The sequence below is a fragment of the Paenibacillus sp. J22FR83 genome (assembly GCF_059691955.1).
This window is the reverse complement of record NZ_JCAUAM010000009.1, coordinates 310175-323544: the sequence shown is the minus strand read 5'-3', so window position 1 is coordinate 323544 and position 13370 is coordinate 310175. Positions and strand designations below refer to the sequence as shown.

Annotated in this window: 11 protein-coding genes; 2 read left to right on the top strand and 9 right to left on the bottom strand. The window is 41.2% G+C overall.

Annotation, left to right across the window (positions count from 1 at the left end; all coding sequences use genetic code 11):
- Window positions 1-105 precede the first annotated feature (105 nt).
- From AC58PV_RS18415 to AC58PV_RS18375, 9 genes are all read right to left on the bottom strand, one after another.
- Window positions 106-669 carry a guanylate kinase gene (locus tag AC58PV_RS18415; RefSeq protein ID WP_497433710.1) on the bottom strand — a complete coding sequence of 188 codons (564 nt, stop codon included), beginning with the start codon at window positions 667-669 and terminating at the stop codon, window positions 106-108.
- Between the two features lie 511 nt (window positions 670-1180).
- Window positions 1181-1660 carry a dihydrofolate reductase gene (locus tag AC58PV_RS18410; RefSeq protein ID WP_497433709.1) on the bottom strand — a complete coding sequence of 160 codons (480 nt, stop codon included), beginning with the start codon at window positions 1658-1660 and terminating at the stop codon, window positions 1181-1183.
- 33 nt (window positions 1661-1693) lie between these two features.
- On the bottom strand, window positions 1694-2488 hold the full coding sequence (gene thyA, locus AC58PV_RS18405) for a thymidylate synthase (RefSeq protein WP_497433707.1): 795 nt from the start codon (window positions 2486-2488) through the stop codon (window positions 1694-1696).
- Between the two features lie 249 nt (window positions 2489-2737).
- Window positions 2738-3796 (bottom strand): Gfo/Idh/MocA family protein, encoded by a 1059-nt coding sequence (locus tag AC58PV_RS18400; RefSeq protein WP_497433706.1) that lies wholly within the window; start codon window positions 3794-3796, stop codon window positions 2738-2740.
- A gap of 20 nt (window positions 3797-3816) precedes the next feature.
- Entirely contained in the window at window positions 3817-4551 is a 735-nt protein-coding gene (locus AC58PV_RS18395; RefSeq protein WP_497433705.1) for a ThuA domain-containing protein, read from the bottom strand.
- 101 nt (window positions 4552-4652) lie between these two features.
- Entirely contained in the window at window positions 4653-6203 is a 1551-nt protein-coding gene (locus AC58PV_RS18390) for an ABC transporter substrate-binding protein (RefSeq protein ID WP_497433703.1), read from the bottom strand.
- Window positions 6204-6275: 72 nt separating this feature from the next.
- On the bottom strand, window positions 6276-7190 hold the full coding sequence (locus tag AC58PV_RS18385; protein WP_497433702.1) for a carbohydrate ABC transporter permease: 915 nt from the start codon (window positions 7188-7190) through the stop codon (window positions 6276-6278).
- Window positions 7191-7202: 12 nt separating this feature from the next.
- Entirely contained in the window at window positions 7203-8087 is an 885-nt protein-coding gene (locus AC58PV_RS18380; RefSeq protein ID WP_497433746.1) for an ABC transporter permease, read from the bottom strand.
- A gap of 219 nt (window positions 8088-8306) precedes the next feature.
- A complete protein-coding gene (locus AC58PV_RS18375; protein WP_497433701.1) occupies window positions 8307-9851 on the bottom strand; it encodes an ABC transporter substrate-binding protein in 1545 nt (514 codons plus the stop codon).
- On the opposite strand from AC58PV_RS18375, the gene AC58PV_RS18370 reads away from it, so the two are divergent.
- Window positions 9836-11680: a cache domain-containing sensor histidine kinase gene (locus AC58PV_RS18370; protein ID WP_497433700.1), complete on the top strand. Its 1845-nt coding sequence runs from the start codon at window positions 9836-9838 to the stop codon at window positions 11678-11680. The two genes, AC58PV_RS18375 and AC58PV_RS18370, sit on opposite strands and share 16 nt — an antisense overlap.
- Window positions 11655-13262: a response regulator gene (locus AC58PV_RS18365; RefSeq protein ID WP_497433699.1), complete on the top strand. Its 1608-nt coding sequence runs from the start codon at window positions 11655-11657 to the stop codon at window positions 13260-13262. The genes AC58PV_RS18370 and AC58PV_RS18365 overlap by 26 nt, the downstream gene beginning before the upstream one ends.
- Window positions 13263-13370: the final 108 nt, after the last annotated feature.

Below are 13370 nucleotides of genomic sequence, written 5' to 3'. Positions count from 1 at the left end.
GACAGCCCCTTTTTTGTTGAATGAAATCTGGGAAGAACTAAAAGCAAGGGCCAAAAAAGCCCTTGAGGATGACGAGAAATCCGAAATCTATACTCGGCGCTGCATTTAGCATATTTCAGGTCGATACGTACGGATAACTTCTTTAATTTGATTACGTGTCTCGGTAATGTCCAGATTCTGAAAGATGTGCTCACATAATTTACGGTAACCTACTTCTTCAGTGTAATGATTCAAAATATGATCAATCAGTTCTGGTTCGGTGCCCTTACTTTCAAGCCGTTCCCTGACAGTTGGTTTATCTACATAAAGGAATAGACGGATAACCCGGTCTCCGTATAATTGTTTAATGACCGAAGCACCTTCACGGTTCAAAATCAAATATACAGCCTTGCCGCTTAGTAAAGCATTCTCTAAGTCCCGAGTACGTATTCCATACTTTTCGTTGTCAATTTCCACTGACTCGACAAAGTGACCATTCCACAGCATTTCTTCAAATTCATCTTTGGATACATAGTGATAGTCCAAATCTAGCCTTTCTTTACCACGAGGCAGACGAGTTGTACAAGACACAACGTGCATTAGATTGATCTCAATGCCTAATCGATGAGCCATCGTTTTCCTGCCAGAACCAGCCGTCCCTGTAAATACGAAAATATCCGGTTTTGTCATGTTCATCGCCTCCTTTGTCCTATTGTATATATCGACTAAAAATAGTGGAAATGTGAGGAAAACGCCATTAAAGTTAATGAAAAGGCATGGGCCTGGTAGAATACCAGACTCATTGGTACTCAAAAAGGATGGACGGAAAACCTTACGGTTTCTCGCCCATCCTTTTTGTTATGGGGACTTATTGAAGAACCCCTTTTATTGGGGGCAGCAAATGATGCACACGGCTCCTACTGCGCGTGCGCCGCAGCACCTTATCGAATTTAGCTGTAAAAAGTACATCTAATCTGGCACATTCCCACAAATTATTCCAAATAGATGGAAAATATGATGTTAATTCCGATCAAATCCGCCTAGAAGGCTGATTTCCCTAGAATTAGCTGTATGTTTTCCAGTTAATAGGCTCCATCCGAGGAAACGGCTGAAAATAACTGTACTTTTTCCATCTAACAGCTCATTCAGCTCGTTCAGCTATTCATCGTCCAACTGCCCTTGGGGACTAGTCCCCAGAAGTTCATCGCTCGTAAATCCGGAAATAATACTCATACGGATTTTTCTCGTTTCGCTCACCTTGCTCAGACGATACGAGGGTCCAATTGGCCAAATCGAGGTCCGACATATACGTGTCCGCTTCGAACTCATCCTCGATGTAAGTGATGTACATCCGATTCACATGGGAGGCAAAGAGTTTGAAAATCTCTGCTCCGCCGATGACGAACAGTTCCTGATCCTCGAACGCGCTGATCGCTTCGTCCACCGAGTGAATCACTTCGCAACCCTCGGCTTGATACGCCGTATTCTGGGTGAGAATAACGTTCCGTCTTCCGGGAAGCGGCTTGCCGATGGACTCGTACGTCTTGCGCCCCATCAAGATGGGATGCCCCATTGTCACGTTCTTGAAGAACTTCAAATCGCCTGGCAGATGCCAAGGCAGCTTATTATTGACGCCAATGGCTCGGTTACGATCCATCGCAAAAATAAATGAAATACTCATACGGCGAACACTCCTTTCGTTACAACAACTTCCTTAGATCGCAATCGGCGCCTTAATGCCCGGCAGCGGTGTATAATTCAAAAATTCAAAATCATCGAATTGATAGTCGAAAATGGAAGCTGGCTTCCTTTTGATATGCAACGTTGGCAGCTCTTGTGGTTCTCTCGTTAGCTGTTTATTCACTTGTTCAACATGATTCTGATAGATGTGTACATCGCCGCCGTTCCAGATCAGATCCCCTACTTCGAGATCACATTGCTGAGCAATCATATGGGTTAACAGCGCATATGACGCCAGATTAAAAGGCAGACCCAAGAACGTGTCCACGGATCGCATTTGGAACATGCACGATAAACGACCATTCGCTACATAAAATTGAAACGCATAGTGGCAAGGCGGCAGCGCCATGTTATCCACTTCCGCAGGGTTCCAAGCGCTGACTAAGTGTCTGCGAGAATCCGGATTCGTCTTGATTTGATGAATCAGTTTCTCAATTTGATCGATAATTTGCCCATTTGGCGCCAGCCATGTACGCCACTGTGCACCGTATACGCGGCCAAGATTTCCATCTTCATCCGCCCACTCATCCCAAATCGAAACACCATTTTCGCGCAAATATTGGACATTCGTGCTGCCGCTTATAAACCACAGCAGTTCATGAACAATGGATTTGATGTGCAGTTTCTTGGTTGTCAGTAACGGAAATCCCTCTGCTAAATTAACCCTCAATTGTCTTCCAAAAACGGATATGGTACCTGTACCAGTCCGATCCTCTTTACGAACTCCATGATCCATCACATCACGGAGAAGATTTAAATATGATTTCATTGTCCACCTCATAAGTTTTTTGCCACGACTTATTCCTTTAAATAATATCATTATATAACGAGTCCAGATTTTTCACTATGCTTTCGTTTTCGCCATAGACGAATGTGATTTAGTCTCCCCTCCTATCCCTTACTTCAGTAAAACAAAAAGAAGAGCAGCCGTCAGGCACGCTCCACTACAAAAGATCTCCTTAATACCTTGAGTTACCTTATCATCAATTAAATCTTTGCACTACACCCTGCCGATAAATTATAATGCAACCTCACGTCCGAGACGCGCCGACTCATAAATTGCTTCCAGAATTTTAATCATGTCTACTCCCTGAGAGGGGGTAAAATCAGGGTCTGTTTCACGGAGCACTACATCAATAAAATGTTCAATATTCACTGGATGCCCACCTTTTCCAGGGGGAACCAGCGGATGAATATTACAAAGTGCGCCATGCAGCTCCGAAAATATCTTTAATTCATTTCCATCCAAACTGAAACCCGCCTGTGTTCCACGGAGCTCCACGAAACTGCGTTCCTGCTCAATATTAGACGCCCAGCTGAATTCGATCTGTAGAGTTGCACCGTTATCGAACCGAATATAGCCATTTGCCAGATCCTCTACGTCAAAATGGCCTCCGGATTGACTCTCGCCAAAACTGCTATGCGCCGAGTCCGCCAACTCGGAATTAGCAAACTTGCAGTAGGTAGATCCGCTTACAGTAACGGGTTTCGGATTGCCCATGATCCAGACTGCCAAGTCAATCATATGGACTCCAAGATCAATGAGCGGCCCACCGCCTGATAATTCCTTCGTGGTAAACCAACCTCCCTTGCCTGGTATCCCCCTTCTTCGGATCCATCCGCAGCGTCCTGCATACAGCTCTCCGAAATACCCGCTTTGAGTGACCTGCTTTAACCACCTAGCCTCAGGCCGATAGCGATTATTTCTCATGACCATTAAATGTCGGTTATTATGCTCTGCTGCTTCCTTCATCTTTACCGCTTCCGCCACGCTAACGGCATCCGGCTTTTCGCAGAAGACATGTATACCTGCATTTAGCGCTGCTATGGCATACTCAGAGTGATACAGATTTGGTGTACAGATGAAGATAGCATCAACTTCCGTCTCCTGCGCAAGAAGTTCGTAAAAATCACCATATACAGGGACCTCGGCTTCATCTGCGTAAACTTGCGCTTTGGAAGGAAGAATATCACATAGAGCTATTAGCTCAATCTCTTTATTTTCCTGAATTAACGGCCAATAGAATGCTCTAAATATGCCTCCGGTACCGATTACGGCTATATTCAACTTTGTCATGCTAGCGATAACTCCTTTCTTTATGCGTCTTTGCCAGGTACCGCTTCGATAGCTGGAAATTGTCCATTTTGAGCTTTAAAAGGTGTAAGCCCTGACTCTGGGGCAGCCCAGCGTACACTATTAGCAATTACTTGACGTATGTCTCGTTGATAATACGTCGGAAACGTTTCATGTCCCGGACGGAAATAAAAGATTTTCCCAAGACCGCGTCGGAATGTGCACCCGCTTCTAAATACTTCACCACCTTGAAACCAGCTAAGAAATATGAGCTCATCCGGCTCTGGTATATCAAAGAACTCGCCGTACATCTCTTCTTTTTCTAATTCTAAATACCGAGGAAGCCCTTGTGCGATCGGATGTCCCGGGTTAATTACCCAAAGCCGTTCCTTCTCGTTTGCCACTCTCCACAACAAGTCACAAGTGGTCCCCATCAACCTTTTAAATATTTTGGAAAAATGAGCTGAATGCAGAACGATAAGTCCCATGCCAGCTAGTACTCGCTGCTGAATACGGTTCACAATTTCGTCCTGAACTTCGTTATGAGCCATGTGTCCCCACCAGATCAATACATCGGTGTCATCCAGAATAGCTTGTGTTAACCCATGCTCAGGCTCATCTAGTGTAGCGGTTCGCGCATCTATGCCATGCTCGCTCAGTCCCTCCGCAATCGCTCCATGGATTCCTTGCGGATATATATTCGCGACAATTTCATTCGTTTGCTCATGTCTGCCTTCATTCCAAATCGTTACTTTCATGCCCCAAACCCCTCCACATGCAACTACTTATTTCATTTTATGAAGTAGATATAAATCGAGTTGGCGTAATAAGGATCTACGCCAACTCTGTTAGAAATCAGTTATTTATTTCCACCAGCAGCCAACCATGCATCAACCTGCTTTTGCTTCTCTGCAATAACTTTATCCACACCTGCTTGCTTAAGCTTGTCAAGGTACTTAGGCAGATAGACCTCTGGATCTAATGTTCCCGTGCTTAATCCTGCATTAAATTCTGCATTTACGTTAGCAATTGCAGCTATTTCCGTTTTAACAGGCTCTTGGTCGAAATTAAAGCCCATTAACTTACTTGAAACTGCAGAAGCATTAAACGATTTGAACTGATCCCATTTCGTTGTGTTCTGTCCTTTATAGAAGTAGTTCAAATACTGATTAGCGAATACCCAGTAAACGCCAGGGTAATAACCAGAAGTTTGAGCATCAACACCTGGAGCGAAGTCAATAACATTGTCCGATACTTTTACAAAGTGTTTACCTTCAATCCCATTGTTGATTAAGTTGTTAAGATATTTATCCGTATTCAGCAATTCCAGGAACATCATTGCTCTTTCTGGATTTTTCGATGTACGGGAGATGGCCTGCATGGAGCCTTGCGTATCATTGCCATTAATTGAAGCTGGGCGTAAATAGATTTGTTTGTAAGGGAATCCTCCATTAGCTGCGGCTATTTCTTCATTCGCTAATGGCTTTAAGGTACCGATCGTCAAGAAGAATTTCCCACTCTTTCTGTCAGATGTAATATCGGTTACAGTTGCAGCGTCTTTACGAATGTATCCCGCCGTATAATACTTATGCCATAGTGTGAAGAGGGCTTTCGTTTCTGGTGTAGCCAGATCATTAATGACTGTCGTATTACCGCCTGGAACGAGCTTGCCAGGAATGGTAGCGTCTCCAATTGGATCATAATCCAAATTCAATGTTAAGCTGTTGTTCTGAACCTGACCGGCCAGAATCGGATACATGTTCGGTTCTTTCTCCTTAATAATTTTCAGGAATGGTTCCAAATCATCTAACGTTTTAACCTTTGAAAGGTCCATGTTGTATTTCTCAGCAATATCCGCACGGTATAAGAAACCGTATTGATGAGCCAATTCTTTCTGCGTAGGTAAAGCATAGTTCTTGCCATTTACTTTGGAGCCGGCTAAAAATGCAGGGTCTAAAGCTGCTTTTGTTTTAGGTGCATATTTCGTAATTAAATCTGTCATATCAATGAAGGAACCTTTGATTACGTTTTGTCTATAGTTGGACCAGCCAGCTGTAAACATAATGTCTACGCTTTCACCTGAAGAGATAATAACATTTGATTTATCTGCCCAAGTTCCAAAAGGTATCATATTCAACTTGACTGTTGCGTTAATTTTATCTTTCAGGTATTTATTAATTTCCGCTTCCACGAGTGCAACATCCTTAGGGGCACCTGTTCCAGCAACGGGCATAGCCCAATTAAGTTCAACAGGAGGGAGTGATTCTTTAGCCACTTGTGTTGCGGCTGCCGTAGCTGGAGCAGTGGATGCTTTATCGCTTGTTGATTCTTTGGAGCAACCGGTTAGTGCAGCCGTTAGCATGATAGCTGGTACAAGCGTAAATCCGACGTATCTTTTTGTTTTAAACATAGTTTTCCCCTTTCGGTTTTACCGATTATATACTAAATCAACCAAAATAATCCATATATAAATTGGTTGAAACTAGCCTTTTATAGCACCTACCGTTAATCCTTTAATAAAATATTTTTGTAAAAACGGATAGGCTAAAATAATAGGCCCAATTGCAATAACGACCATTCCCATTCGAGCGCTTTGACTAGGTAAAGTTTCCACGGAAATGCTGCCTGGGCTCTTATCTGCTAGTTCGAGAATGATTTGAATCGAGCTTTGAATATTATGCAGAAGCAACTGCAGCGGCATAAGCTTGGGATTCGTAATGAACAATAATGCCGTAAACCACTCATTCCAGTAGGTAATTGTGTTAAATAAACCAATTGTGGCAAGTACAGGTTTGGAAAGATTAAGCACAATGCTGAAAAATATACGATACTCGCCTGCTCCATCTATTTTAGCTGATTCCAAAATCGCATCTGGTACATTGGTCGCAAAAAAAGTTCGCATAATCAGGACATAAAAGGGTGTAAGCAGCAAGGGCAGGATTAAGACAATCAAGGTATCCTTCAAATGCAAGACATTACTATAAACCATATAATAAGGTACAAGCCCTCCGCTAAAGAGCAATGTGAAAAAGATGAGGAATGCGAAAATATTTCTCGACTTTAGATCAGGTCTTGATATGGGATAGGCATAAAGCGCTGTCACTAACACGCTGACTAGTGTGCCTACAACTGTAACGAAGATCGAGATCCCATACGAGCGAATGATTTGACTTGAATCATGAAAAATATAGGTATAAGCCATCCAACTAAATTTCTCAGGGAAGAAGCTGAAACCATTAGAGACGATTGATTGTTCATCCGTAATGGATATCATAAACACAAGCACTAAAGGACTTATACATAGGATAACGTAAACCATAAAAATGAGATTTAAGACAATATTCGTCGTCTTCGAAACTGTATTTAGTTCCCTTTTTTTGTGCGATGTAAACTTCATTGCATTCGTCTCCTAAAACAAAGCAGAATCTTTATTTATTCGTTTGACAATCCAGTTACTGGTAATGACCAAAATAAAGCCTGCAGTAGCTTGATATAATCCCACAGCAGCTGCCATGCTGGCATCCCCAGTCACTCTTAATGCGTTATACACATAAACATCAATTACATTAGTCGCCGAATACAAGATGCCTGAGTTTTGTGTCGTCTGGTAGAAAAGACCGAAATCTGCATAAAAGACTCTTCCAATCTGCAGCAGGGTGATAATAATCATCAGCGGAAAAAGCAATGGAATCGTGATATAGAAGATCTGCTTTGCTTTACTAGCGCCATCAATAACAGCTGCCTCGTAGATTTCCGAATCAATGCCCGTAATCCCCGCTAAGAAAATAATACTGTAATATCCCAATGTCTTCCAAATATGAACTAGCGGGAGTATATACGGCCAATAATGCGGCTCGTTATACCAAAGAATAGGATTGAAGCCCAATGGAGCCAACACATTCTTGTTAATGAACCCCATATCCATGCTCAAAAATGAAAATGCGAGAATACCGACAACGACCCAAGATAAAAATTGCGGCAACAGCATAGCCGACTGATAGAACTTAGCAAGCGTACGATTTCTTAATTCATTCATTAGGATAGCGGCAGGAATAGCCGTAACGAGTGTAAGAATGATAAAAGCACCATTGTAAAGCAATGTATTGCGGGTGATCGTGTAAGCATAGATAGATTTTGTGAAAAACTCGAAATTCTTAAATCCTACCCAATCGCTTGCGAGAAGGCTTGAAAAAAAATTGTCTGATGTAAACTTAAAATCTTTAAACGCCAGCAATATGCCAAACATCGGTAAATAATTGTTGATTAGCAGAATGATTAGACCAGGGATGAGCATGGACAATAATACTTTATTTTTCTTAAGTTCCTTGATAATGCGCTTGATTCTATTCGGTCTGTTAGTCTTGCTTGTTGCGTAAGATTGGCTGTTAATTGCGTTTCCTCCTTTTCTTGTCTTCGCTTACAAATTCACTATAAACGAAACAAAAAAGAAGCAAAATAAACAAACCTATAATAAAGTCTAAAAATCTCTACACTTTTTAAAATAGTTACTTGGCTACTTTCTTAATGGATTCTGCGAATCAAAGTTCGAATTATAATAATCGTTTTTATTTACGCCAAAGGTTGTGAAGAAAGCATTTAATAGGGTATTAAGCCTCATATTTTCAGCCTGTAAGACCTCGTCTATAGATTGTCCATCGAGGATAGCGGAAACATACGCTTTCGAACGAGCCCACTCTTCCATGTTCAACGGAGTTTTGGGATAAATTGAATCCTGGCTTCCTGGTAAAAATTCGCTAAAGTGAGCTATTGTCGGTGTGTAAAGCGGGTTAGCTAACACCCCATCCATCACCGGAATTAAACTGCCACTCTGATATAACTTACCTATATAATCTATCGAATAAAGATATTTCCATACCTTCACCGCTTCCTGTACGTGGGTCGTACCTGACTTCACTACATTCAACCCCGCTGCATGAATATCTAATGCCCCCTTACCAATCGTGGCTTCACTTGTTGCAGGAGGCATAGCTACCCCCCATTCATTTTTCGGAGGATATTGCTCTGCCAACATCGTGGGCTTCCAACTTGCGGCATACATCATGCCAATATTCCCTTCTGCAAATTGTGCAGTCGCCAGATCATCCTTCATTGCGCCCATCCCTGGAAACAGCCCACCGTTTTCTTCCAACTCTTTAAATGTCGTTAACCATGGCTTAAATCCGGTTAAATCATAAGTCCCCTTTTGAAAATTATAAAAGTAAACCCCACTATAGGCGCTGGTGGCCTCCATCGGCTGGACCAATCCTCCCCATTCCTCTCCAATCGGCAGAGCGATACCATACTTTCTTGCTCCCTTCTCAGCCTCACTGATAGTAGTGGCATATTTCTTAAGCTGATCTAATGTGGTTGGCGGAGATTCGGGATTTAACCCTGCTTTACGAAACAACTCCTTATTGTAAATGAGTCTGTACGTAATTTGATTAGAGGGTATTGTATAGAATTTATCTTTGTTTAACGGATTCTTAGCAAATTCAATAGCCCATTTCGGAAAAGGCTTAAAAAAGGGCTCATCAATATAAGGGGAAAGATCCTCTAACCATCCTTTATAAATATAGCTTGTCAGCCACTCCTTGCTTACTTCATAGACATCCGGACCCTTGCCCGAAGCATTCAACATATTCAAGGTTTCGGAGTAGCGATCACGCGGTATTTTTAATAAATCGATATAGATATTATCTTGATTGGTCTCATTGAATCGTTTGATAGCGTCTTCAACAAATTTGGTAGAAGCGACTGACATTTGAGCGTATTGAATATGGATCTTTGCCGACTTCCCCTGATCTGATACAGTTACTGTTTCATTCTCCTGCTCCGTCCTATCTTGTATATTCGTAAAACTGTCGGTACAGCCATTAACAGTCAAATAGAAGCACGCTATCACGCTTATAAGGCTTAGAGAACCTATTATTTTCGGATATTTGACTCGCATATTTATTCCCCCAGTAATAATTATTATATAATTTTTTGGAATATTGTGATAAGTTTTTAGCAAAGTACTCTTATTGGCAAAGGAGAAATACAATGCTTTTGAGAACATTTAAACGCAATTTTCTAAATCGGTTTCTTTTTACAACCAGCATTCGCAGTAGATTGCTTTTGTATTTTATTGGCTTGATTCTCTTACCAACCTCTATTATTTCGTACACGATATATGCTAAGTCTACTAGCATCATTACCAATAAAATCAATACCTCCTTAGAAGAAAAACTGGCCATGATCGCAATTAATATTAATCAAAAATTAGAAGCAGTTAACGATATTTCAGCTGAAATATACCTGAATCGTGATCTGATTCGTGTATTATCCTCCCAGCATCCCTTCGATAAAACAGCGTTGGTGAGTGAAATGTCCATGTTGGATAAACTTCTGGAGAATTATTCAGTTCCCAATGTGACACAAACTTTGCTCATCCCAAGACTCTATCTAATCAACAGACCTGAGTATTTGATGTACAGCTTCTCAGATAAAGTTTCCGATATCAGCCTGATCGAGCAAGCGCCCTGGTATTTGGATCTTCCTCCCAAAGCAGAGTATACCGTTGTGGGACTCGATAAAGTCGTCATTTCCTCTACAACCATCCCAACCATTAAAATTGCCAAAAGATTATTCGGATTGGATGATATGCTGATTCCTTATAATGGACTGCTCACCATCGATGTAGACATTGATTACTTTAATAATATTCTTAATAAGTCAAAGCCTACTGCTGGTACTTCAACCTTCATCATAGATAAACATAGCTCGATTATCATTAGCCCGAATACTGCCTTGCTTGGTAAAGCGGCGAGTCAAGAAATTGATATGAGCGGTAATATGACAAACAACCTGGCGGGTTCTGGATCTTTCATTGAGAAACGCAGCAATGGGAATATGTTTGTTTCTTATGAGCACATGCCCGACTTAAACTGGACGATCGTTTCAATAACGCCTATGAGCGAATTAAACGGTGAGCTGAACGCCTTTAATAAGTTCATCTATATCGTCATTATCCTATGCTCTATTGTTGCCTTGCTAATGGCCTTATTGCTTGCAGATAATATTTCATTTCCCATTCGCAAGCTGGTTAAATCCATGAAGATTGTCCAAAATGGCAACTTCGAAATTTCACTGGAATACACACGAAACGATGAGTTTTCATACCTTTTCAAAACCTATAATAAAATGCTGATTGAGCTAAAAAGCTTGATCGATAAACTATTTATAAGCGAGAAGATCAAACGCGAAGCTGAACTAAAAGCCTTGCAGGCGCAGATCAATCCTCACTTTTTATATAACACCCTAGACTCTGTGAACTGGATGGCCATTAAACATGATGTACCGGATATCAGTACTATGGTGACTTCGCTTTCGGATACGTTCAGGTATAGCTTGAGTAAGGGCAATAATGTCATCCCGCTGCTAGATGAGAAAAAACAAGTAGAGAGCTATTTGATAATCCAGAAAATCCGCTTTAAAGATAAATTGGATTTTTCGATTGATTTTCCACAGGAAATCCTTGGATATTTAACGGTTAAATTGATTTTACAGCCGATTGTAGAGAATTCAATTATCCATGGGATCGAGAAAAGAAGGGGTATAGGCACCATTGTTATCAAAGGTGAACGCTTGGATTCCGTAATTGAAATAAGCATTAGTGACAATGGTGTTGGGACAGATGTAGAGGAATTAAATGCCATCTTAACTGATCCAAACAGCTCAAAGTTCTTTGCCATTCAAAATGTAAATGAAAGAATCAAGCATTTTTTCGGAAATGAATATGGCATTCGATTTTATGACAATGAAGAATCCGGCGTTACCGTCCGCTTGAGATTCCCAGCTGTTACAACAATGGAGGGTTACGATGTTAACGATGATCATAGCAGATGATGAGTTTATTGTCAGGGATGGGCTGAGCAATAGTGTGAACTGGGAGAAGCTTGGGATTAAAGTCATTGCTGAAGCTGTCGATGGGCAGGAAGCCTTGGAGCTGTGTCAAGAGCTTAAACCAGATATCTTGCTTACCGATATTCGCATGCCGCTTGTGGATGGACTCGAGGTTGCCATGAAACTGAAGCAATGGGAAAGTGACATCAGAGTCATTATTATCAGTGGCATCCAGGATTTCAACTATGCCAAAACAGCGCTCGACATCCATGTCGAAGGCTATATTCTAAAGCCGGTTAGAATCCATGAGCTCGTCGAAATGGTTACAAAAGTGGTGCATCGCATCAAGCTCGAACGCAATCTGCACTCGGAAATGACACATTTAAAGCAGCAGTTGCATGAGCATTTCCCATTAATTCGCGAGAAATTTCTCCGAAACTTAATTTGGGGAGTATCTGCCAATGAGAAAGAAATACAGGCTAAATTGAACTTTTATCAACTACCGCTACATGCGGAGGACAGTTTTCTTGTGTCGGTTATACAAATGGATGACTACGATACAATTACGGAAACGAAGTCCGAAGAGGATAAGCAAATTCTTAGCTTTAGCATCTCTAATATTGTTGAGGAAATTATTAGCAGTGCTCATTCAGGTGTAAGCTTCTGTGCAGACGAAAATGAATTCGTGCTCATTTTCAATTCGAACATGGAGGGAACGAACAGACATACCGAAATATGCGAGGAAATACTCGCGTGCTTAAGGAAGTTTTTGAAGATTTCCATTTCCGTTGGAATCGGACGCCCCGTGAATAATATTCTAGCCATTCACTCCTCCTATAAGGATGCCTGTATGGCATTAAAGTACAAATTTCATACCGGAAAAAATTCAATCCTCCATATCAGCGATATTAATAGCATCAATGATATCTCCGCTAATACGGTCGATAGGTCTAATTTCTACGAATCAGAGAATCTGCTAATGAACGCTATTAAGCTTGGAGACAGCGACGGCGTCTCAAAAATCCTTAGCAGCATGTTCGATCAACTCAAAAACATGCCTGTAGATTACATACAAAGCATATGCTTAGAAATGGTTTGCATCGCATCCAGAACTGCACAGGATCTAAGCGAGGATATCGATAGCATTGTTGGTAAACGCTCCCTTATCTTTGAATCCATTTATAAGAAGGAAAATGCCCACGATTTAAACAACTATATCTCAAACCTGTTCAATCTTATGGCGAAATATTTTTCCAATAAGTATAATCAAAAGAACACCAAAGTGATCCAAAAAATGATGGATATCATCAAGCTAAAGTATAAAGAGGACATCAGTGTCATGAAGATTTCTGAGGAAATCTATCTAACGCCTAACTACATCAGCTTGATCTTCAAACAAGAAACAGGAGTAACGATCACCGAATATATTACCAAACTTCGTATGGAAGAGGCTAAGAGCCTTTTGAAATCTACCAGTTTAAAAATACTGGAAATTGCTGAAAAGGTGGGGTATGAAAACCCTCATTATTTCAGTACTGTTTTCAAAAAATATACGGGCATTCATCCGCAAAAGTATCGATCCTGATCGTTACGAATTAGCCATCCTATGCGCTAAATTCATTCATTCAACTTCAAAAAGGACAGACGAATGTTGCATTCGCGCTGTCCTTTCTTTATCATGTATGCCTTTGAT